The 21,479-nt window shown below is 73.6% G+C and carries 20 protein-coding genes; 8 read left to right on the top strand and 12 right to left on the bottom strand.

Translation table 11 applies throughout. The features are described 5' to 3' along the window. Positions 1–11: 11 nt before the first annotated feature. Positions 12–452 (bottom strand): cobalamin B12-binding domain-containing protein, encoded by a 441-nt coding sequence (locus FHX39_RS02845; protein WP_183336642.1) that lies wholly within the window; start codon positions 450–452, stop codon positions 12–14. Positions 453–508: 56 nt separating this feature from the next. Between FHX39_RS02845 and FHX39_RS02840 the strand changes: the two genes are divergently transcribed. The 3 genes from FHX39_RS02840 (at position 509) to FHX39_RS21960 (ending at position 3,535) form a co-directional block, all read left to right on the top strand. Then, a complete protein-coding gene (locus tag FHX39_RS02840; RefSeq protein ID WP_183336640.1) occupies positions 509–1,339 on the top strand; it encodes an esterase/lipase family protein in 831 nt (276 codons plus the stop codon). A gap of 99 nt (positions 1,340–1,438) precedes the next feature. Beyond that, a complete protein-coding gene (locus FHX39_RS02835) occupies positions 1,439–2,404 on the top strand; it encodes a M23 family metallopeptidase (protein ID WP_183336638.1) in 966 nt (321 codons plus the stop codon). Between the two features lie 222 nt (positions 2,405–2,626). Beyond that, the gene (locus FHX39_RS21960) at positions 2,627–3,535 is read left to right on the top strand and encodes a M23 family metallopeptidase (protein WP_183336636.1); all 909 of its coding nucleotides are present in this window, start codon (positions 2,627–2,629) and stop codon (positions 3,533–3,535) included. A 210-nt stretch (positions 3,536–3,745) separates the two neighbouring features. Here FHX39_RS21960 and FHX39_RS02825 read toward each other — a convergent pair whose 3' ends face one another. Continuing rightward, positions 3,746–6,190 carry a UvrD-helicase domain-containing protein gene (locus FHX39_RS02825; protein WP_183336634.1) on the bottom strand — a complete coding sequence of 815 codons (2,445 nt, stop codon included), beginning with the start codon at positions 6,188–6,190 and terminating at the stop codon, positions 3,746–3,748. Between the two features lie 71 nt (positions 6,191–6,261). Here FHX39_RS02825 and FHX39_RS02820 point away from each other — a divergent pair, with 71 nt between their 5' ends. After that, positions 6,262–7,494, top strand: coding sequence for a phospholipase D-like domain-containing protein (locus tag FHX39_RS02820; RefSeq protein WP_183336632.1), 1,233 nt, complete (start codon positions 6,262–6,264; stop codon positions 7,492–7,494). Position 7,495: 1 nt separating this feature from the next. Here the strand turns inward: FHX39_RS02820 and FHX39_RS02815 are convergent, their stop codons facing one another. The 3 genes from FHX39_RS02815 to FHX39_RS02805 all read right to left on the bottom strand — a co-directional run bounded on the left by FHX39_RS02815 (position 7,496) and on the right by FHX39_RS02805 (position 9,356). Beyond that, positions 7,496–8,386, bottom strand: a complete 891-nt coding sequence (locus FHX39_RS02815) for a sulfite exporter TauE/SafE family protein (RefSeq protein WP_183336630.1) — start codon at positions 8,384–8,386, stop codon at positions 7,496–7,498. A gap of 111 nt (positions 8,387–8,497) precedes the next feature. Beyond that, positions 8,498–8,944: an RrF2 family transcriptional regulator gene (locus tag FHX39_RS02810; protein WP_183336629.1), complete on the bottom strand. Its 447-nt coding sequence runs from the start codon at positions 8,942–8,944 to the stop codon at positions 8,498–8,500. A 70-nt stretch (positions 8,945–9,014) separates the two neighbouring features. Next, positions 9,015–9,356, bottom strand: coding sequence for a hypothetical protein (locus FHX39_RS02805; RefSeq protein ID WP_183336626.1), 342 nt, complete (start codon positions 9,354–9,356; stop codon positions 9,015–9,017). A gap of 168 nt (positions 9,357–9,524) precedes the next feature. Between FHX39_RS02805 and FHX39_RS02800 the strand changes: the two genes are divergently transcribed. Next, entirely contained in the window at positions 9,525–9,794 is a 270-nt protein-coding gene (locus FHX39_RS02800) for a GlsB/YeaQ/YmgE family stress response membrane protein (RefSeq protein WP_183336624.1), read from the top strand. Between the two features lie 179 nt (positions 9,795–9,973). On the opposite strand, the gene FHX39_RS02795 is transcribed toward FHX39_RS02800, so the two are convergent. After that, the gene (locus FHX39_RS02795; protein ID WP_183336622.1) at positions 9,974–10,687 is read right to left on the bottom strand and encodes a response regulator; all 714 of its coding nucleotides are present in this window, start codon (positions 10,685–10,687) and stop codon (positions 9,974–9,976) included. Beyond that, positions 10,684–12,060 (bottom strand): ATP-binding protein, encoded by a 1,377-nt coding sequence (locus tag FHX39_RS02790; protein ID WP_183336620.1) that lies wholly within the window; start codon positions 12,058–12,060, stop codon positions 10,684–10,686. The genes FHX39_RS02795 and FHX39_RS02790 overlap by 4 nt, the downstream gene beginning before the upstream one ends. Before the next feature lie 174 nt (positions 12,061–12,234). Between FHX39_RS02790 and FHX39_RS02785 the strand changes: the two genes are divergently transcribed. The 3 genes from FHX39_RS02785 to FHX39_RS02775 are packed head-to-tail and all read left to right on the top strand — an operon-like array spanning position 12,235 to position 14,249. Further along, a complete protein-coding gene (locus FHX39_RS02785; RefSeq protein WP_183336618.1) occupies positions 12,235–13,680 on the top strand; it encodes a PspC domain-containing protein in 1,446 nt (481 codons plus the stop codon). Further along, positions 13,677–13,853: a hypothetical protein gene (locus FHX39_RS02780; protein ID WP_183336616.1), complete on the top strand. Its 177-nt coding sequence runs from the start codon at positions 13,677–13,679 to the stop codon at positions 13,851–13,853. Before FHX39_RS02785 ends, FHX39_RS02780 begins: the two co-directional genes overlap by 4 nt. A gap of 12 nt (positions 13,854–13,865) precedes the next feature. After that, a complete protein-coding gene (locus tag FHX39_RS02775) occupies positions 13,866–14,249 on the top strand; it encodes a PspC domain-containing protein (protein WP_183336614.1) in 384 nt (127 codons plus the stop codon). Positions 14,250–14,282: 33 nt separating this feature from the next. Here the strand turns inward: FHX39_RS02775 and FHX39_RS02770 are convergent, their stop codons facing one another. Genes FHX39_RS02770 through FHX39_RS02750 form a run of 5 tightly spaced genes read right to left on the bottom strand, consistent with a single transcriptional unit; the run spans position 14,283 to position 21,285 of the window. Further along, positions 14,283–15,977: a dipeptide ABC transporter ATP-binding protein gene (locus tag FHX39_RS02770; RefSeq protein WP_183336612.1), complete on the bottom strand. Its 1,695-nt coding sequence runs from the start codon at positions 15,975–15,977 to the stop codon at positions 14,283–14,285. Further along, on the bottom strand, positions 15,977–17,827 hold the full coding sequence (locus FHX39_RS02765; protein ID WP_183336610.1) for a gamma-glutamyltransferase family protein: 1,851 nt from the start codon (positions 17,825–17,827) through the stop codon (positions 15,977–15,979). The genes FHX39_RS02770 and FHX39_RS02765 overlap by 1 nt, the downstream gene beginning before the upstream one ends. Further along, the gene (locus FHX39_RS02760) at positions 17,827–18,741 is read right to left on the bottom strand and encodes an ABC transporter permease (RefSeq protein ID WP_332836640.1); all 915 of its coding nucleotides are present in this window, start codon (positions 18,739–18,741) and stop codon (positions 17,827–17,829) included. Before FHX39_RS02760 ends, FHX39_RS02765 begins: the two co-directional genes overlap by 1 nt. Continuing rightward, complete coding sequence (locus FHX39_RS02755) at positions 18,741–19,694, bottom strand: ABC transporter permease (RefSeq protein ID WP_183336608.1); 954 nt, start codon at positions 19,692–19,694, stop codon at positions 18,741–18,743. The genes FHX39_RS02760 and FHX39_RS02755 overlap by 1 nt, the downstream gene beginning before the upstream one ends. Positions 19,695–19,698: 4 nt before the next feature. Beyond that, on the bottom strand, positions 19,699–21,285 hold the full coding sequence (locus FHX39_RS02750) for an ABC transporter substrate-binding protein (RefSeq protein WP_198423238.1): 1,587 nt from the start codon (positions 21,283–21,285) through the stop codon (positions 19,699–19,701). Positions 21,286–21,479: the final 194 nt, after the last annotated feature.

Here is a 21,479-nt window from a genome sequence, read left to right as displayed (position 1 = left end):
CTACTGGCCCGCTAGCCGGCCTCCCGCTCCGGGACGTGCGCCCGGACCCAGGCGACGATGTCGGCCATGCTCGCGCCCGGCCCGAAGACGCCGGCGACACCGCGCTCGAGCAGCTCGGCCCGGTCGGCCTGCGGGATGATCCCGCCCCCGAAGACGACGATGTCCGAAGCGTCCTCCGCGGCCAGCAGGTCGAGCACGCGGGCGAACAGCGTGAGGTGGGCGCCGGACAGGACGGACAGGCCGATCGCGTCCGCGTCCTCGGCCAGGGCGGTGGCGACGATCTGCTCGGGCGTCTGGTGCAGCCCGGTGTAGATGACCTCCATGCCGGCGTCACGGAGCGCGCGGGCGACGATCTTGGCCCCGCGGTCGTGCCCGTCGAGCCCCGGCTTGGCGACGACGACGCGTCGCGGGACCGTGCCCTGCGGGCTGCGCAGCTCCGGCCCCGGCACCATGGCGTCGAGCCTAGTCAGCGCCGTGGCGCCGACGTCGCCGCGGGTACCGTGGGCCGATGGTCCGTGCCCTCCCCGGTCTGGTGCGCGAGGCAGCCTGGATCGGTGCGCACCTGGTCGCGTACCCGCTCGGCGCCCTGCCCGGCTCGGTGGAACGCACCCGGCGCCGCCGGGGCAACGCGAGCGCGGCCGGGCAGCGCGGCCTGGTCCGGCACGACCCGGGCGCCGCCACGACCCCGATCCTGCTGGTGCACGGGATCGTCGACAACCACTCGATCTTCACCCGCCTCGACGCCACGCTGCGCGGCCGCGGCTTCGCCACCGTCGCGGCGCACGACTACGGCCTGCTGACCGCCGACGTCGCCGAGGCGGCCACGGCGCTCGGGACGAGGGTCCGGGCGCTGGCGACGGCGACCGGCCACGACCGGGTGCACGTGGTGGGGCACAGCCTCGGGGGCCTGATCGCGCGCTGGTTCGTGCAGCGCCAGGGCGGCGACGACGTCGTGGACACCCTCGTCACCCTCGGGACGCCGCACGGCGGCACCGAGCTGGCCCGCCTCTCCCCCCTGGTGCCGCTGCTGCCGATGACCCGCGCGCTGACCCCCGGCAGCGCCGTCGTCCGCGCCCTCGCCGAGCCGGCGCCCGGGTGCCGCACGCGCTTCGTGGCGTACGCGAGCGACATCGACCACCTCGTCCTGCCGCACCGCAACGCGCGCCTCGAGCACCCCGACCTCGACGTCACCAACGTCGACGTCCACGGGGTCGGGCACCTCTCGATGCCCCACCACCGCCCCCTCGCGTACGAGGTCGCCGACCTCCTGGCGAACGGACGGGAACACGTGGGTGGCGAATCGGTGACGAAGACCGCAGAAGGCCCGGTTCGCGCCTAGAATCGAGGGCGTCGAGGAGTGGGGCCCACGCACGGCTGGGTTGGCCTTCCGGGAGCCCTTCGACGGCCTTCGTCCCGGTTGTTCGAGCAAGGAGAGTGCGTGTCCACGACCGCTGCTCTGTCCCGCCTGCCCCACCGGGGCGCCAGCGAGCAGCGCACGCTGGCGACGAACACCATCGTCGCCCTCCTGATCGCCGTGGTCGGCCTGCTGGCCGCCGGCTCCTCCTCCCTCGTCACCAGCGCCGACGAGGGCACCGCGCGGACGACGCGCGTCCAGCCCGCGCCCGTCGACCCGGTCGCCGCCGGCCGGCGCAGCGCCGCTGTCCAGTCCGCCCTGCTCGCCGAGGTCGCGGCCCAGCGCGGCGACGCGCTCGCCCGTGAGGCGCAGGTCGTCGTCCGGACCTCGCTCAGCGCCGCCGGCACCGCCCGCCAGCAGCGGCTCACCACCGCCCAGGCCGCCACGCAGGCGGCCGCCGTGCAGATCGCCGCCGACCGGCTCAAGGCGGCCGTCGCCGCCCGCCAGGCCGCGGTCGACGCGGGCCTCGCGGCCGACCCGACGCTCGCCGACCCCACGCTGACCGACCCGACCCTGAGCACCCAGGCCACCACCCCGGTGACGGGGACGGCCGGCACGCTGCCCGCCGGCACGACCGGCACGCTGCCGATCTCGACCGGTGTCGTCGGCTCCAAGTTCGGCGAGTACGGCCACTGGTCGCGCTACCACACCGGGCTCGACTTCCGGGCGGCGTACGGGACGCCGATCCACTCGGTGCTGCCGGGCGTCGTCGTCTTCGCCGGTAACACCGGCGACTGGGCCGGCAACCACGTGGCCGTGCGTCACGCCGACGGACAGACCACGATGTACTCGCACATGTCGCGGATGGCCGCGACCACCGGTCAGACCGTGCAGGCGGGCCAGGTGATCGGCTACGTCGGTCAGACCGGCCGGGCCTTCGGCGCGCACCTGCACTTCGAGCTCTACCCCGTCGGGGTCAAGTACGGCGACGTCTACAAGGCGGTCGACCCCACCCCCTGGCTGCAGAGCATCGGCGTCCGGACGCACTGATCCCGGACCGCCGTCACGTCGAGGGCACAGCCCCAATGGAGTGGTAGTACCAGTTTCAACGGTGGTACGCCGTCACTTGGCCTCCCGTTACGGTTCCGTTATGGTTCTCGCGGCCCGCTCGTCGCTCCCCCCTGGTGGCGAACGGGACCCATCCCGTCCGCGAGACCCCCCACGAACCGCGGCGGCACGGCGTCGAGCCCTGCCCGCTGCACGAGGTGATCAGTGCCGAGAACGCTTCCGCCGCAGCGCGACCACGCCAAGCGAGCGCTCCTCGAGGACGTCCGCTCCGACCGGCGTGGCTGGGTGCAGCACGGCGCCGCGGCGCTCGCGGTCTCGGTCCTCGGCCTGGGGGTCGCTGGATCGTTCGCCCTGACGGGCAACGCGCAGGAGACCGCCGGCCCCGTGCCGCAGACCTCCGCCCCCGCCGTCTCCGGGGCCCGTGACGGCGCGTCGCTGACCAGCCGCTCGATCACCCGCGAGCCGCTCGACCCGGCCAAGGTCAAGAGCCTGGCCGACCAGCGCGCCGAGGAGCTCGCGAAGACCGACGACAAGATCGACGCCGCCGCGGCCGGCAAGCAGGTCGACCAGCGGGAGAAGGAGCTGGCCGAGACCTCCGACGAGGCCCAGAAGCAGGCCCGTCGGCTCGCCGCCGGCGAGAAGCCGTCGACCACCACGACGGACGAGCCGGGCGACACCGCCGGCGCCAAGGGCAAGAGCTGCCTCCCCGCGGCCAGCTACCGCGTCGCCGCCACGTTCGGCCAGGTCGGCAGCTGGGCGCGTTACCACACCGGCTTCGACTTCGCCGCCCCGATCGGCACCACCCTGCGGGCCCCGGCCTCCGGCGTCGTGACCAACGCCGGGCGCGGTCCGGCCAGCGGCTGGGCCGGCAACTACGTGGCGATCAAGTACTCCGACGGCACGCAGAGCCTGATGGCGCACATGTCGACGGTGTCGGTCCAGGTCGGCCAGAACGTCACCGGCTGCGAGACCGTCGGCGCGATCGGCATGACCGGGCGCACCTTCGGCCCCCACGTCCACTTCGAGATCTACCCCGCCGGCGTCACCCCGGGCGACGTCTACCGCGCGGTCAACCCGCTCTCCTGGCTGAAGGCGCACGACCTCAACCCGTAGGTCGTCCGGTTCGCGGAAGTTTTTCGAGGACGTCGGAATACCGCCGCCGCCAACCGCCTTGTACCTCGCGTCGGCCGGTGCAGGACCCCCGGGCTTCACCCATAGCCGCCACGAGCGGCCACTCGCCGAGAGGCGTCTGCCGGCCGACACCCAAGCCACGCCTTCGGGCCGCTTCCCTCACGGGGAGCGGCCCGATCTCGTTCTCGAGGGCTAGAGCTTTTCCAGCGGCGCGTACTTGAGGGCGAGCCGCTTGACGCCGCTCGAGCCGAAGTCGACGTCGGCCTTCACGTCCTCGCCGTCGCCGGAGGTGCTCAGCACCTTGCCCATGCCGAAGGTGGCGTGCAGGACGCGGTCGCCCGCCGCGACGACCGGGATCGTCCGGACCCGGGCCTTGACGCCGCTGGGCCCCGACCGGTCGCGCCAGGCGCCGCCGCTCGACGTCGCCGACGTGTTCCGCCAGCTCGTCACCGCGCGCTCGGTGCGCTGCCAGTGGACGAGCGTCGCGGGGATCTCGTCCAGGAACCGGCTCGCCGGGTTGTGCTGCGGCGTGCCCCACGCGGCGCGCGTGATCGCGCGCGAGACGTGCAGCCGCTTGCGCGCACGCGTGATGCCGACGTACGCCAGCCGGCGCTCCTCCGCCAGCTCGTCGGGGTCCTGCAGCGCCCGCTGGTGGGGGAAGATCCCCTCCTCGAGCCCGGTGAGGAAGACCTGGTCGAACTCCAGGCCCTTGGCCGTGTGCAGGGTCATCAGCGTGACGACGCCCTGACCGCCGTGGTCGCTGGGGATCTGGTCGCTGTCGGCCACCAGGGCCACCCGCTCGAGGAACGCACCCAGCGACGGGTCCGGCTCGGCCGCGCCGGCCGCGAGGTCGGCCTCCGGGTCGAGGACGTCGTCCGACAGGGCCGGCAGATCGGCGAGGTCGGTCGCGTCGAAGCCGTCGGCCGCGAGCGCCGCGACCCCGTCCACGAACTCGCGCGACACGTTCACCAGCTCGACCAGGTTCTCCAGCCGGGTCTGGTCCTGCGGGTCGGCGGAGTCCTGCAGCTCGGACAGGTAGCCGGACCGGTCGAGCACGCTGGTCAGGATCGCGTCGGCCGGCGCGTTCTCGGCGACCATCGCCTCGTGCGCGTCGAGCAGGGCGGCGAAGCCCCGGATCTGGTTGGCCGACCGGGTCGCGAGCCCCGGGATGTCGTCCACCCGGCGCAGCGCCTCGCCGAAGCTGATGCGCTCCCGCGCCGCGAGCTCCGACACCGCGCCCTCGGCCTTGTCGCCGATGCCGCGCTTGGGCACGTTGAGGATCCGGCGCACGGAGACGTCGTCGGCGCGGTTGCTGATCGCCCGCAGGTACGCGATCGCGTCGCGGACCTCGCGCCGCTCGTAGAAGCGGACGCCGCCGACGACCTTGTACGCCAGGCCGCTGCGGATGAACACCTCCTCGAAGGTGCGCGACTGCGCGTTGGTGCGGTAGAAGACGGCGGCGTCGCCGAGGCGGCCCTCCCCCGCGTCCCGCAGGCGCGCGACCTCGCCGGCGACGAACTGCGCCTCGTCGTGCTCGGTGTCGGCGACGTAGCCCTGGATCAGCGGCCCGTCCCCGGCGTCGGACCACAGGTTCTTGGGCTTGCGTCCCGGGTTGAGCCGGATCACCGCGTTCGCGGCGCTGAGGATCGTCTGCGTCGAGCGGTAGTTCTGCTCGAGCATGATCACCTCCGCGCCCGGGAAGTCGGTCTCGAAGTCGTTGATGTTGCGGATCGTCGCGCCGCGGAACGCGTAGATCGACTGGTCGGAGTCGCCGACGACCATCAGCTCGGGGGCGGAGATCGCCCGGCCGTCGGCGCCACCCGCCGGGCTGCCCTCCTCGTCCTCGCCGCAGAGCTCGCGGACGAGGACGTACTGGGCGTGGTTGGTGTCCTGGTACTCGTCGACGAGCACGTGGCGGAAGCGGCGCCGCAGCGTCTCTCGCAGGTCCGGGAACGCCTGGATCAGGTGCACCGTCGTCATGATCAGGTCGTCGAAGTCGAGCGCGTTGGCCGCGGTCAGGCGCCGCTGGTACTCCCCGTACGCGGCCGCCAGCTCGATGTCGAGGGGCGTCTCGGCCCGGCTCTTGGCCGTCTCGTGGTCGACGAGCTCGTTCTTGTTGTTCGAGACCCAGCTCATCAGCATCCGCACCGGGAACTTCTTGGTGTCGAGGTCGAGGTCGTTGGCCACGAGCTGCATCAGCCGCTTGCTGTCGGCGTCGTCGTAGATCGAGAACGACCGCGTCAGGCCGAAGCGGCCGATCTCGGCGCGCAGGATGCGCACGCACGCGGAGTGGAAGGTCGAGACCCACATCAGCTTGGCCCGGTTGCCCACGAGCTCCAGCACGCGGCCGCGCATCTCGGCGGCGGCCTTGTTGGTGAAGGTGATCGCCAGGACCGACGCGGGGTGCGCGTGGCGCTCGGAGACGAGGTACGCGATCCGCCGCGTCAGCACGCGGGTCTTGCCCGAGCCGGCGCCGGCGACGACGAGGACCGGTGCGCCCTCGTGCAGGACGGCGTCGCGCTGGGGCGGGTTGAGGCCCTCGAGGAGCTCGTCCCCGCGGGGTCGTCGGGCCCGTGCGGGCTGCCCCGTCCCCTCGTGCTCGGCGGTGGCTGCGGGCGCGACGGTGGGGCTACTCATGACCGTCCCAGACTAGTGCCGCCCTCTGACGTCGGACGTCGACGCAGCCCGCGGCTGCGTACGCTGAGACCATGCGGTGGCGACGGTGGACGGTGGCCTCCGTCGTACGCCGGACCGCTCTCGCGGTCGCCGCCGTGCAGGGCGCGACGATGCTGACCCTCGTCGCCGTCGACGTCTACCGCAAGCGCGGCCGGCGTCCCGTGCACTTCCCGCGGGTGCCGCCGCGCGTGATCACCGCGGGCGCCTCCGAGGTCACCGTCTACACCTACGGCGAGGACCTCTACCGCGACATGCTCGACGCGATCGGGCAGGCGAGGTCGCGCGTGTTCTTCGAGACGTTCATCTGGAAGGGCGACCCGATCGGGCAGGCCTTCAAGGACGCCCTCGTCGCCGCGGCCGACCGCGGGGTGAAGGTCTACGTCGCGTACGACCACTTCGCCAACCTCGTCGTGCGGCCCAGCTTCTACAAGCTCCCCCGGAACGTCGCCGTCCGGCGCCACCCGCTGATCGCCTCGCCGTTCCGCCCGCTGCGCAACAGCGGGCGCGATCACCGCAAGATCCTCGTGGTCGACGACGCGGTGGGCTTCGTCGGCGGCTACAACATCGGCAGCCTCTACGCGACCGACTGGCGCGACACCCACGCGCGACTGACCGGCGACGCCGTGTGGGAGCTCCAGAACGCGTTCATCGACTACTGGAACCTGTACGCCTCCCGCCGCCGCGCCTCGCTGCCCGACCTCGGTGGCCACACCTGGCACCCGGACCTGCGGGTGCACCGCAACATCCCGCGCAACCTCGTCTACCCCATCCGGGCCATGTACCTGGAGGCGCTCGACCGGGCCTCGCACCACATCTACATGACGCACGCCTACCTGATCCCCGACTCCGACATGGTCCGGGCGCTCGTGCGCGCCGCCCGCCGAGGGGTCGACGTGCGGATCATCATCCCGGCCGAGTCCAACCACGTGGTCGCCGACTGGGTCTCCCGCGGCTTCTACGGCGTGCTGCTGCGCGGCGGCGTCCGGCTCTTCCTCTACCAGGACGCGATGGTGCACGCGAAGACCGCGACCATCGACGGGCAGTGGTCGACCATCGGCACGGCGAACATCGACCGGCTGAGCCTGCACGGCAACTACGAGATCAACGCCGAGATCTACAACGAGGCGGTCGCGCAGCAGCTGGAGACGATCTTCGAGGTCGACTCGTCGAACACGGTCGAGATGACGTGGGAGAAGTGGCGCGCGCGGCACCCGCTGGCCAAGGTCAGCGAGACGGTGCTGACGCCTTTCCGGCCCCTGTTGTAGGTCAGACCTCTGCGGAGACCTTCTCCTCGGCCGTCGCCTCGGCCTTGCGACGGTGGCGCTGGGTCGCCACGTAGAGGCCGACCAGGGTGACCAGGAGGATCGCGCCGTAGACGGAGAAGCGGGCGGCGTCCCCGGCGTCGGCGGACTTGAGCAGGGTGCGCACGTTGCTGAGCAGGATCATCCCGCCCACGGCGACGCCGAGCAGGTGGGTCGGGGCGACGCGGACGAGGTACGCGGCCAGCGGGGCGGCGACCAGGCCGCCGGCCAGCAGCGCGAGGGCGAGGCCCCAGCTGATGCCGGCGGCGCCGAGCCCGAAGAGGAAGCCGAGGCTCGCCGCCGCGCTCACCGCGAACTCGGAGGTGTCGACCGAGCCGATCACCTTGCGAGGCGCGAGCCGACCGTCGGTGAGGAGCGCCGGCGTGGCCACCGGGCCCCAGCCCCCGCCGCCGGTCGCGTCCACGAAGCCCGCGACCAGGCCGAGCGGGGCGAGCAGCTTCATCCCCGGGTGGCCGGCGATCCGCGGGCGGACGCCGAGCACGAAGCGGACCAGGATGTACGCCCCCAGCAGCGCCAGGATGACCGCCATGACCGGGGCCGCCGCCTCGGTCGAGAGATGGGAGAGGAGTGTCGCCCCGAGGAACGCGCCGACCGCGCCCGGTCCGGCGATGCGCGCGACCACGCGCCAGTCGACGTTCTTCAGCCTCCAGTGCGAGAAGCCGGAGGCGAGGTTCGTGCCGAGCTCGGAGAAGTGTACCGAGGCCGACGCGGCCGCCGGCGTGAGGCCCGCGATGATCAGCAGCGTCGACGAAGTGACGCCGTACCCCATCCCGAGGCTGCCGTCGACGAGCTGGGCGAAGAAGCCGACGACGGCGAGGACGATGAGCTTGCGCATCGGACGTTCCTTGGTCGAGGTTCCCCAGCACGCCGCTAGGAATAGTCGCCCATCGTAGACGCCGTCAGGAGGTCGTCGCGGATCCTTCCGAGGACCGGGCTTCCGCGGAGATCAGCTCCAGGCCGCGGGGTCGGCGACCAGGCCGGCGACGAGCTCGGGCATCTCGTTGCGGGCGACGTGCGCCAGCGAGACGCCCTCGAGGATCTGGCGCTCGGAAGCGCGCAGGGCGATCCAGACCTGCTGCAGCGACTGCGCAGCGCCGGCGTACTCGAGGTTCTCCGGGCGGCTGCCGCGGACGTTGGCGAGCTCGCCGTCGAGGGCGCGGATGACGTCGGCGATGCTGATGTCCTCGGCCGGACGTGCCAGCCGGTAGCCGCCCTCGGGCCCGCGCTGGCTCCGGAGCAGCCCGTCGCGGCGGAGCTCGCCGAGGATGCTTTCCAGGTACTTGTTCGGGATGTGCTGCGCCGCCGCGAGCTGGTCCACGGTCCTCGGCGTGCCGGCGGCCGCGAGCTCGCTCATGGCGCGCAGCGCGTAGTCCACGCGGGCGGACAGCCTCACAGACCCTCCTCGGGGACGTCGACACCGATCGGGTCGACCTCCATGATCCCCCGGCCGGATGCGGCTCTGCTCACCAGAACACCGCGACGGCCGCCTCGGCGAGCACGAGCAGCGTGATCAGCCGCAGCAGGCCGGGCGGGATGGTGAAGAACCGGCGGTTGAGGACGACGAGCAGCGTGACGAACGCGGACACCGCGGTCTTGACCACCATCGCCCACAGCTCGACCCGCACGTCGAACGTCCCGGCCAGCACCCACAGCGCCACACCGCTGGCCAGCGCGACCCACGCACCGTGCAGCATGGCCGTGCTGATCTCGGGATCCCGGCTGCGGAGCTGCACGAGCGCGCCGCCGAGCAGCGCGGCGAAGGCCACCAGGTGCAGCAGCACCAGCAGGTGGTGCGCCACATCCATGGCGCAAACCTACGGGAAAGACCTGATCAGCCCTGGTTGCGACATGGACGCGCCCCTGAGGACGCGAGGTCCGGAGGGGCTGATGCCCTAAAGTTATGACGCGAGAACCGCGCCCCGGCTCAACGCCGAACCCCACCCGGCGCGGTCCCACCAGCACAGGAGAACCACATGCTCGGACTCATCATCAGCCTCATCGTCATCGGCCTCATCGCCGGCGCGCTCGCGCGTCTGATCGTCCCCGGCCGTCAGTCGATGTCCATCCCCATGACCATCCTGCTCGGGATCATCGGGTCGTTCGTCGGTGGCTTCATCGGCTACCTGATCTTCAAGAACGGCAACAGCTTCCTGCAGCCGGCCGGCATCATCGGGTCGATCATCGGCGCGATCATCGTGCTCCTCATCTACACCCGCGTGCGCGCCCGGGGCGCCCGCGCCTGACGCACCACCCCGTACGCACGAACCCCGGCTGGTCCTCGGACCGGCCGGGGTTCTGTGCTTCCTGGGCCCGACCCACGTCTGCTCGCTCTTGGGTCATCTGCGCGCGTTCGAACGCGTGCAGACTTCCCGAGAGCGAGCAGACGCGTACGGACGCCCTTCCGTACGAGGGCGCGGCCGGTTCAGACGAGACGGCGGTCGGTGGCCCAGCGCGTGAGCTGGTGGCGGTTGGAGAGCTGCAGCTTGCGCAGCACGCTGCTGACGTGGGTCTCGACGGTCTTGATCGAGATGAACAGCTCCTTCGCCACCTCCTTGTACGCGTAGCCGCGCGCGATCAGGCGCATGACCTCGCGCTCGCGGACGGAGAGCCGGTCGAGGTCCTCGTCGACGGCGGCGACGTCGATGGCGCCGGAGAAGGCGTCGAGGACGAAGCCCGCGAGGCGCGGGGAGAAGACGGCGTCGCCCTCGGCGACGCGGCGGACGGCGTCGACGAGCTCGGGACCGCTGATCGACTTGGTGACGTAGCCGCGCGCTCCCCCGCGGATGACGCCGATGACGTCCTCCGCGGCGTCGGAGACCGACAGCGCGAGGAAGCGCTGGTCCGGCTCCCGCTCGTGCACCCGGCGCAGCACCTCGACGCCGCCGCCGCCGGGCAGGTGGACGTCGAGCAGCACGACGTCGGGGTGGGTCGCGACCACGACCCGGACGGCAGACTCGACGTCCTCGGCCTCGCCGACGACGTCCAGGGAACGACCGATCTCGGCCTTGACCCCCGTACGGAACATCGCGTGGTCGTCGACGACCACCACGCGCAGCGGACCGCGTGCGGGCTGCGTCGTCTCGTCGGACGCCGCGGGGCTCGCGCCGGCCTGAGCCAGGCCGTCGGGCTGCGTCATCGGGTGACCTCCAGTCGTACCTCGGTGCCGTCCCCGGGCCGGGAACGGATGCTCGCCCGGCCACCGTGCCGGGTCATGCGGTTCAGGATGCTCCCGCGCACGCCGTAGCGGTCGTCGGCCACGGCGTCGACGTCGAAGCCCGCCCCGCGGTCGCGGACGAAGACCTCGATCTCGGTGTCGGTGACCTCGGCGTAGACGTCGATCTTGTCCGCCCCCGAGTGCTTGGCCGCGTTGACCATCGCCTCGCGGGCGGCCCGGACCAGGGCCTGGACGGCGTCGGAGGTCTCGCAGTCGCCGACCATGACGACCTCGACCGGCACGCCCCGCTCGTCCTCGACCTCGGCGGCGGCCGCGGTGAGGGCGGCGCGGAGGCTGGCCTCGGGGACGTCGTCGGCGTAGAGCCAGCCGCGGAGCTCGCGTTCCTGGCGGCGGGCGAGCTGCTGGACCGCGCGCGGGTCCTCGGCCTGGCGCTGGATGAGCGCGAGCGTCTGGAGCACGGAGTCGTGCAGGTGGGCGGCCATGTCGGCGCGCTCGTCGGCGCGCACCTTCTCGGCCCGGGCCTCGTTCAGCGCGCTGCGCGAGCGGTGCAGCCAGGGAGCGAGCACGACGGCGAGCCCGGCGAGGGCCAGCAGGGTCATGGCCAGGACCTGCGGGAGCTGGGAGAGCTGGTTGTACTGCGCGACGACCAGACCGAACGCCGCGCCGACCAGGCCGAGCCCGACGATCACGCGGACGAGGGCCGGCCAACCGCCACGGGCGACGAGGGGCGCGAGCCACACGCGCCCGCCGGCCTCGGCGCGCCACCGCTGCTGCGCGGAGGTGTCGGCCTGGCGCCACACGAGGGCGGCGCCGGCGCAGGCGAACGCGACCGGCCAGAAGAGCCGCTGCGACACCCCGAGCCCGCTCGTCTGCACGAGCCACAGCAGCCCCGTGCCGAGCGCGGCCAGGGCGAGGACGGTGCCCCAGTCCACCGGTCGCCGCGTCTTGCCCCCGGGCCGCAGACCCGTGCGCGTCGCCGACTCCAGACCGGGGGCGGTGGCGGTGGTGGCGGCCGGCATCAGGAGCCAGAGGGCCCCGTACGCGAGCACCCCGAAGAACTGGGCCAGGGCCAGCCCGACGAAGACGATCCGGACGACGAGCACCGGCCAGCCGAAGTACTGCGCGAGCCCCATGCAGACCCCGCCGAGGACGGCGCCCTCGCTGACCCGGACGGCGCGCCGGACCGGCGGGGTGGTGGGCGCGGCGGGAGCGCCCGCCTCGAGCCCGGCCCCGGGGGTCGCGGGGGCAGGCGGGCGGGCGGCGTACGAGGCGGGTGCCGGCTCGGCGGCAGCGGTGACCTGCTGCGGCGCGCGTCCCGGCTCGAGTGTCGTCATGGCCTCTCCAGGGTCCCACCCGCACCCGCGTGCGACCAGCAGGGACGTCCCCGAGCGACCCCGGAACGCGGGGACCACCGACGACGGCGACGGGCGGTCCGAGGGTGCCGGCTACGGGGCGGACGGGGGTCGTCCCCGATGCCCAGCGCGCCCCCGGATGGGCAGGATGGACCCATGCCCACGTTCAGCACGGTCCAGCGCTCCGCCGGTGACACCAAGCTGGCCGGCGTCTGCGGCGGCGTCGCCGAGCGATGGGGTCTCGACCCCGTCCTCGTCCGCGTCGGGTTCGTGCTGCTGGCGCTCACCGGCGGCGTCGGCGTCGTGCTCTACCTGGCCGCCTGGCTGCTGCTGCCGGTCGCCGGCACGCAGCGCGCCGCGGTCGACGACCTGCTCGGCGGTGCGGCCGCCCGCTGGCCCCGCGAGCTGTGGATCGCCCTCGTCGTGGTCGCCTGCATCATCTCCTTCGGCATCTTCGGCGCGGTCAGCCCGTTCGGGGTCGCCCCCGCGCTCGCCCTCGCGGCGCTCTGGTGGTTCGGCTACCACCGGCCCCGGGCGCGCCGGGCCCGCGACGCCGGCCGTGGTCAGCCCGGTGCCTACGGTCCGGGGTCCCCGGCCGCGCTGGCCCCGGCCGCCCCGTCCGTGCCCTGGTCGGGTCCCGTCACCCCCTTCACCCAGGCCGCCGCCGCCTGGCAGACCCGGGTCCGCGAGGTCCAGAGCGGGGTCTGGAGCCCCGGACCGGCCGCGCCGGAACCCCTCCCCACCCTTCGACTGGCTCAGGACACCGCCCTTCGACACGCTCAGGACACCGCCCTCGGACAGGCTCCGGAGACGGGCTGGACGCCCGTGCCGACCGCTCCCCAGGCGTACGCCGGGGCGGACCCGGTCCGCCCGCCGGACGCCGACGAGCTGGCGCGGGCGGCGTTCCTCGCCGAGGCCGACCCGGTCGGGCTCTACACCGAGCCCGAGCCCGTACCCCTGCCGGCGGTCCGCCGCGGGACGAGCCTCGCGGCCCGCCGCCTGCGTCTCGGCACGGTCCTGGCGCTCGGCCTCGCCTGGCTCGGCCTGGGCGTCGCCGACCAGCTCGGCGCCACCGTCGACCTCGCCGTCTACGCCGGCGTCGGCCTGGCGGTCGTCGCCCTCGGGCTCCTGGCGGCCACGCGCTGGGGTCGTGCCCGTGGGCTGCTGCCGGCCGGGGTGCTCCTCGCCCTCGCCACGGTGGTCGTGTCCGGCCTGCCCGGGCCCACGGCCGGCCCGGCGACCCCGGCCACGGGCCTGTTCGACCACCCGGTCGCCTACACCTCGGCCGCCGCGTTCCCGGTGGCCGGCGACCGCCTCGACGTGGGCGACCTGCAGGTGGACCTGACCGGGCTCGCACTGACGTCCGACGCGGCCTACCACGCCCAGGTCGACACCGGCCGGATCGTGGTCCAGACCCCGCCCGGGACGGGGGTCGTCCTCCACTACGCCGTCGACACCGGGGACGTGCAGGCGTACGACGCCCACGTCGCGTCCGGCTCCGAGCTGGTCGGCGACAAGGTGCTCGTGCCGACGGCCGCAGGGCAGCACACGCTCACCCTCGACCTGATGCTCGACACCGGCGTCGTCGAGGTCCGCTCGTGAAGCGCTACGACGTCGTCGCCCTCGTCACCGGGGTCTGCTTCCTCGGCCTGGCCCTCGCGGTCCTCGCGGACGCCCTGGTCGCCCCCGTCAGCTGGGGGCTCGTCAAGATCGTCACCCCCGTCGTCCTCGTCGTGGTCGGCGTCGCCGGCCTCGTCCTGTCCCGTCGCTCCTAGGAAAGGCACCTCATGAACCAGCCGCCCTACGGCCCCAGGCTGCTCCGCCGCAGCCGCACCGACCGCTACATCGGCGGTGTCTGCGGCGGGGTCGCCTCGTACCTCAACATGGACGCGACCCTCGTCCGGATCCTCACGGTCGTCCTCACGCTCTTCACCGGCGTGCCGGTCGTCCTCTACCTCGTCGCGCTGTTCCTGATGCCCGAGGAGAACCTCGCCCCCACCGCACCGATGGGCCAGGTCGGCGACCCCGTGTGGGGCGCCGGCGGCCCGCCGTGGTCCCAGGCCCCGGGCGCCCAGGCTCCGACGCAGGCCCCGGCCCCCGCGCCGTGGGAGGAGCCGGTCGCGGCACCGCGCCCGACCGACCCGCCGCGGCGCGAGGACGGCACGTTCTGAGGAACGTCCCCTGAGGTCAGCGGCCCGGGCGGGTCAGCCCTTGGACGCCGCGAAGAACTCGGCCCCGGGGATCGCGTCGAGCAGGCTGCGCGTGTAGTCGGTCTGCGGGGCGGCGAACACGGCGTCGACGCTGCCCCGCTCGACGACCCGGCCCTGCTGCATGACCAGCACCTCGTCGGCGAGCTGGCGCACGACGGCGAGGTCGTGGGTGATGAAGAGGTACGTCAGGCCGAGCCGGTCCTGCAGGTCCGCCAGCAGGGTGAGGGTCTGCTCCTGAACCAGCACGTCGAGGGCGGACACCGCCTCGTCGCACACCACCAGCCGCGGCTCGAGGGCCAGCGCCCGGGCGATCGCGACGCGCTGCCGCTGGCCGCCCGAGAGCTCGTTCGGCCGGCGCTGCGCCAGGGACCCGGGCAGCGCCACCTGGTCCAGCAGCTCCCCGACCCGGCGCCGGCGGGACGCACGGTCCCCGACCCGGGCCACCCGCAGCGGCTCGTCGACGACGTGCTCGATCGAGTACGTGGGGTCGAGCGAGGCGTACGGGTCCTGGAACACGGGCTGCATGGCCCGCCGGATCGCGCGGCGGCGGGCACCGCGCGCGGTCTCGACCACCTCGCCGTCGATGCGGACCTCGCCGGCGGTCGGCCGTTCGAGGCCGAGCACGATCTGCGCCGCGGTCGTCTTGCCCGAGCCCGACTCCCCGACGACGGCGGTCGTCCGGCCCCGGCCCACGGAGAACGAGACGTCGTCGAGCGCGGTGACCTCCTGACCGCGCTGGCCGCGGAGCCGGTAGCGCTTGGTCAGGCCCACCGCCTCCAGCAGCACGTCCTCGGCCGGCGACCCGGACTCGGACGCGGGACCGGCGGGCCGGTCCGTGGCGCGGACGGAGGCCCGGGCCCGTGCGGACGTCACCGACGGGGCGGCCGCGACGAGGCGGCGGGTGTACTCGTGCTGGGGGTCGCGCAGGATCTGCGCCGTGGGACCCGCCTCGACGACGTGGCCCTGCGACATGACCACGACGGTGTCGGCCCGGTCGGCCGCCAGCCCCAGGTCGTGGGTGATGAGCATCAGCGACGTGCCGTGGGCGGCGCGGAGCGTCTCCAGGTGGTCGAGGATCTGGCGCTGCACCGTCACGTCCAGCGCCGAGGTCGGCTCGTCGGCCACGAGCAGCTCCGGGGAGCAGGCCAGGCCGATCGCGATCAGCACGCGCTGCCGCATGCCGCCGGAGAACTCGTGCGGATACTGCCGCGCCCGGCGGGCGGCGTCGGGGATGCCGGCCTCGCCCATGAGCTCGACGGCCCGGTCCCGGGCCTCCGCGCCGGTCGCGAGCCCGTGCGCGACAAGGGTCTCGCTGATCTGACGCCCCACCCGCAGCACGGGGTTGAGGTTGGACATCGGGTCCTGCGGCACGAGCCCGACCTCGCGGCCGCGCAGCCGCAGCAGGCGCTGGCCGGTGGCGCGCGTGATGTCCTCGCCCTTGAACCAAACCGACCCGCCCGTCACCCGGCCCGAGCCGGGCAGCAGCCCGAGGACCGCGGCGGCGGTCGTGGACTTCCCCGAGCCGGACTCCCCCACCACGGCGAGACGTTCGCCGGCGCCGATCATGAACGAGACGCCGTGCAGGACGGTGCGCAGCTCGCCCTCGGTGCGGTAGCCGACCTCGAGGTCGCGCACCTCGAGCACGGGAACCTCGGGCACGGGACCCCCGGACGCGCGCTCGGCGCTCATCAGCGCCCCACCGCGTAACCCTGCTCGCCGCGCGGGTTCGCCGCTGCGCCGAGCTCGCCGGTCGCCGGGTCCCGGGTCACCGACGACAGCCGGCCCAGGGTCCAGCCGGGCACCGTCGTGACGACGTGGCCGCGCGCGGCCAGGCCCTCGATCACCTCGGTCCCGAGCCGGTCCTCCGCGACGACGCCGCGCGGGACCCACAGCCGCGGCCAGAACGAGCCCGCCATGGCCGTGGTGTGCAGGGTCGGCGCGTCGATCGCCTGCTGCGGCGTCCAGCCCCCGACCAGGGTGCGCAGCAGGTAGGCCAGCTGCCACTGGTCCTGCTGGTCGCCGCCCGGCGTGCCCAGCGCGGAGACGCCGACACCGTCGCGCAGCAGCAGGGTCGGGCTCAGCGTGGTGCGCGGCCGGCGGCCGGGGCGCAGCGCCGAGGGCGAGTCCTCGTCGAGCCATGTCATCTGCAGACGGGTGCCGAGGCAGAAGCCGAGCTCGGGGACGTGCGGCGACGACTGCAGCCAGCCGCCGCTCGGCGTGGCCGAGACGAGGTTGCCCCAGCGGTCGACGACGTCGACGTGGCAGGTGTCACCGCGGGTCTCGCCGCTCTTCGCGACCGTCGGCTCCCCCACGCCCTCGGCGTCCGGGTCGGGCGACTCCTCGCGCAGCGGGGCCTGGTACGGGGTCCGGTCTGGCACGGCGCCCGGCGTCGGGCGCTCGGACGCCCGCTCACCGATCAGCGCGCGACGCTCGACGGCGTACGCGTCGGAAAGCAGGACGTCGAGCGGCACGGCCAGCTCGTCGCCGGCCGGGTCGGGGTCGCCGTACCAGGCGTCGCGGTCGGCCAGCGCGAGCTTGAGCGCCTCGATCAGGTGGTGGGCGCCGACGACGGTCTGCGGGTCGAGCTCGTCGTCGGGGTAGCCCTCGAGGATGCGCAGCGCCTGGAGCAGGACGGGCCCGGAGCCCCAGGGCCCGTTCTTGGCCACCGTCCACCCGCGGAACTCGGCCGTCGCCGCCGGCTCCCAGGTCGCGCGGTGCGCCGCGAAGTCGGCCGGGGTGATCACGCCGGCGTGGTCGGCGCCGTCGGAGTGCCGGTGCGGGCGGGCGAGCAGCGCGCTGGCCGCGCGCGGGACGACGCCGGTCGCCCACGCGGTCCGGGCCGCCTCGATCCGCCCCTCGCGGCCGCTCGCGGCGAAGCCGGCGTCGAGCAGGCCGCGCAGGACCGCCGCGTAGGCGGGGTTGGTCATGAGGGTGCCCGTCGGGCGGGGCTGGCCGTCCACGAGCCAGAAGTCCGCCGAGGTCGGCCAGTGCCGCTCGAACAGCTCGCGCACCGAGGCCACGGTCGCCGCGACCCGCTCGACGAGGGGGTACCCCTGCTCGGCGTAGGACAGCACGTACGACCAGACGTCGGCCAGCTCGAACGTCCCGTGGTCGCGCAGCAGCAGCAGCCAGGCGTCCACCGCGCCGGGCACCGCGGCCGCGAGGCCCCCCGCCCCGGGGACGAGGTCGAGGCCCTCGGCGCGGTAGTGCTCGACGCTCGCCCCGGCCGGGGCCGGGCCCTGCCCGACGAGCACCTGCGGCCCGGCGGTGTCGCCGGCCACGCTGATCAGCGCGCTGAGGTCGCCGCCCGGGCCGTTGAGGTGCGGCTCGACCAGGTGCAGCACGAAGGCCGCCGCGACGGCGGCGTCGAAGGCGTTCCCGCCGCGTTCGAGGACGGACTGGCCGGTCGCGCTGGCGAGCCAGTGCGTGCTGGCCACCATCCCGAAGGTGCCGCGCAGGTCGGGGCGCGTGAGCGGAGCGGGCGGAGCAGACGAGAAGGGTGCCGAAGAGAAGGCGGAGGTGACGGGCGTGGAGGGCATCAGCGGCTCGCGGTGCTCGGGTCGAGGGCGTCGCGCAGCGCGTCGCCGAAGAAGTTGAAGGCGAGGCAGATCAGAGCGATCGTCACGCCGGGGATGACCGCGGCCGAGGGCGCGCGGAAGATGTACTGCTGGGCGTCGGAGAGCATGATCCCCAGGCTCGGGGCGGGTGGCCGGATGCCGAGCCCGAGGAACGACAGCGTCGCCTCCCCGATGATGGCGACCGGCATGATCACCGTGGCCTGCACGATGACGGCCGAGGCCGAGTTCGGCAGGATGTGACGGAACAGGATCCAGCCGCTGCCGGCGTCCATCGCCCGGGCTGACGACACGAAGTCGGCCCCCCGCCAGCGCAGCGTCTCCGCCCGCACGACGCGGATCATCGTCGGCACCTGGGCGATGCCGAGCGCGAGCGCGGCGTTGGTGAGGCTCGCCCCGCGGATCGCGGCCAGACCGACCGCGAGGATGAGGAACGGGAAGGCCAGCAGCAGGTCGGTCAGCCGGGAGACGAAGGCGTCGAGCGTGCGCCACCAGCCCGAGACCAGGCCCAGCGGCACCCCGACGACCATCGCGAGCGCGACCGAGAGCACGCCCACCTCGAGCGAGGCGCGGGTGCCGTAGATGACGCGGGACAGCGTGTCGCGGCCGAGGTCGTCGCTGCCGAGCCAGAAGCCGACCGTGCCGATCCGCTGGAACGGGGTGTCGAAGTGCACCTGGCTGGGCGGGTAGGGCGCGAGGACGGGGGCCAGCACCGCGACGAGGACGACGACCAGCAGCAGACCGCCCCCGACGAGACCGAGCGGGTTGCGCAGCAGGCTGCGCAGCACCCGGCGGCGCCCGTCGCCGAGGCCGGCCGGTCCGGCCGGGCCCGTGCTCGAGGCCGCGACGGCCTCGGCCGGGACCACCTGGATCGCCACTAGGACTCCCCTCCGACGCGGATCCGCGGGTTGATCACGCTGTAGAGCACGTCCACCGCCAGGTTGATCAGGATGTACGCGGCGGTGACGACGACCACCACCGCCTGGATGACCGGGTAGTCCCGGCTGAAGACCGAGTCGAGCGTCAGCTTGCCGAAGCCGGGCAGCCCGAAGATGCGCTCGGTCACGACCGCGCCGGAGATCAGACCGCCCAGTTGCAGCCCGATGATCGTCACGACGACGATCAGGGAGTTGCGCAGCGCGTAGTCGCGCAACACCTTGCCGCGAGGCAGCCCCTTCGCCCGCGCCGTCCGGACGTAGTCGGTGGAGAGCGTCTCCAGCATCGACGAGCGGGTCTGGCGCATGACCACCGCGGCGAGCCCGGTGCCGAGGATGACCGCGGGCAGCGTGAGGTAGTAGAGCGCGCGCAGCGGGTTCTCGGAGACGGGCACGTAGCCCGAGGCCGGGAAGAGCCCGAGTGAGACCGCGAGGTAGAGGATCGCCAGCAGCCCGAGCCAGAAGTGCGGGACCGAGAGCCCGGCGAGGGAGAAGCCGTTCGCCAGCCACTCCGGCCAACGCCCGCGGTAGGTCGCCGCCAGCGCGCCGCCGGCCACGCCGATGATCACCGCGAGGACGGTGGCGTACAGGGCGAGCCAGACCGTCACGGGCAGCGTCGCGGCGAGCAGGTCCGTGACCGGCGTGCCGGTGCGGATCGAGGTGCCGAGGTCGCCGTGGGCGAGGTTGACCAGGAACCGCCAGAACTGCACGACGACCGGCTGGTCGAGCCCCAGGTCGGCCCGCGTCGCCGCGAGCGTCGCCGGGTCCGCCTCCTCGCCGGCCAGGGCGAGGGCCGGGTCGCCCGGCAGCGCGCGGACGCCGACGAACACGACCAGCGCGGAGAGCAGCAGGGTGACCAGGGACTGCCAGAGCTTGTTCAGCAGGTAGCGCGCCACGTCCTCAGCCCTCCTGCAGGTAGGCGACGCGGCTGAGCCGCACGACGCCGTCGGGGTAGACCTCGGCGCCACCGACGGTGCTCGTGTACGCGGCGAGGTTCCGGACGCGGTAGAGGTAGATGATCGGGTTGTCCTTCCGGACCTGCTCCATGACCCTGCCGTAGATCTGGGCCCGCTCCGCGGTGTCGGTGGACCGCGCGGCCTCGGCCATCCCCTCGTCCACGACGTCGTTGCTGTAGCCGGCGTAGTTGTTGCCGCCGCCGGTGACCAGGAAGCTGTTCATGTTGCCGTGCGGGTCGATGCGGCCCGACCAGCCGAGCAGGATCGCGTCGAAGTCGCCCGCGGTCTGCTGGTCGAGCAGCGTCGAGTACTCCACCGGCTCGATCCGCATCGCGAACCCGCCGGGCTCCAGCGCCGCCTGCAGGGCCGCCGCGTAGCGCAGCGCCTCCGCCGTGTTCGACGTCTTGACCGTGATCGGGAACGGCACGGGCACGCCGGCCTGGGCCAGCAGCTCGCGGGCCCTGGCCGGGTCGTGCGGGACGCAGGCCTCGCCGCCGGGGCTCGCGTACGGCGAGGTGGGCGGGATCGGCGAGCAGGCCGGCTCGTACCAGTTGTTGAAGACGGAGTTGACGAGCGCGTCGCGGTCGACGGCGTACGCCAGCGCGAGCCGGACGCGCGGGTCGCTCGCCAGCGGGGTGTCGATCTGCTTCGGCGGCTCGCCGGCGCCGTCGGTGTTGGCGAGGTTGATCGTCATCGCCTGGTAGCCCAGCGAGCTGGTCTGCAGCAGGCCCACGTCGCGCTCCTTGACGAGCGCGTCGACGTCCTGGGTGGAGATCGAGTCGGCGACCTGGATGTCGCCGGAGCGCAGGTTGGCCGCGCGGATGTTGGCGTCGGACATGATCCGGTAGGTGATCGTGTCGAGGTGCACCTGGTCGGCCGCGTAGTAGGTCGGGTCGCGGCGGACCGTGATCGACGTCTGCGGGACGCGCGACACGAAGCTGAACGGGCCGACGCAGGTCGGGTGCTCGCTGAACTTGTCGCCGAGGTCGGACAGCGCCTTCGGCGACATGATCATCCCGGCCCGGTCGGCGAGCGCGGCGGTCAGCGGGGCGAACGGGGTCGCGTAGCGCACCACCACCTCGCGGGCCGACGGCGCCTCGACGGACTCGACCGGCCCGAGCTCGCTCTTGCGCGCCGAGCCCTTGAGGGTGAGGTTGCGCTCGAGCGTGGTCTTCACCGCGGCCGCGTCGAGCGTGGTGCCGTCGGCGAACCGCACCCCGTCGCGGACGCCGATGGTGACCGTACGACCGCCGTCGCTGATCTCGGGCAGTGCGCTCGCGAGCTGCGGCACGACCTTCCCCGAGGCGTCGATGTCGTAGAGCTTCTCGCAGATCGTGTTCATCACGTAGCGGGTGTAGAGCGACGACGACGTCGTCGGGTCGAGCTTGTCCGGCTCCGCCGACAGGCCCATGACCAGGTCGCCGCCCTCGCGGACCGCCCGGTCGCCGAGCGCGTCGGTGGGGCGGTCGGGGCGCGGCGGGGCGGGCTCGGGGTACTGCACCGCGTAGCAGCCGGGCAGCAGGAGCAGCACGGCCGCGACGAGGGCCAGGAGCGGACCCAGTCGTGCGCCTCCGGACGTCGGGGCAGTGCCTGGTGGGCTCGTCAGGACGGGCTCCTCGGGTCGCGATGCGGGCGGCGTTCGGCGAATCGTTCAACGAAACCTGGCACGCCTCCCCCGCCGAAGGGAAGGCTTTTCAGCAGATCCTTGGCTTTCGTCCGTGGCCA

The organism is Microlunatus antarcticus (assembly GCF_014193425.1).
GTDB classification, from domain to species: Bacteria; Actinomycetota; Actinomycetes; order Propionibacteriales; family Propionibacteriaceae; genus Microlunatus; species Microlunatus antarcticus.
Note: the sequence above shows the minus strand (reverse complement) of the source record. Positions and strands in the feature narration are given on the sequence as shown.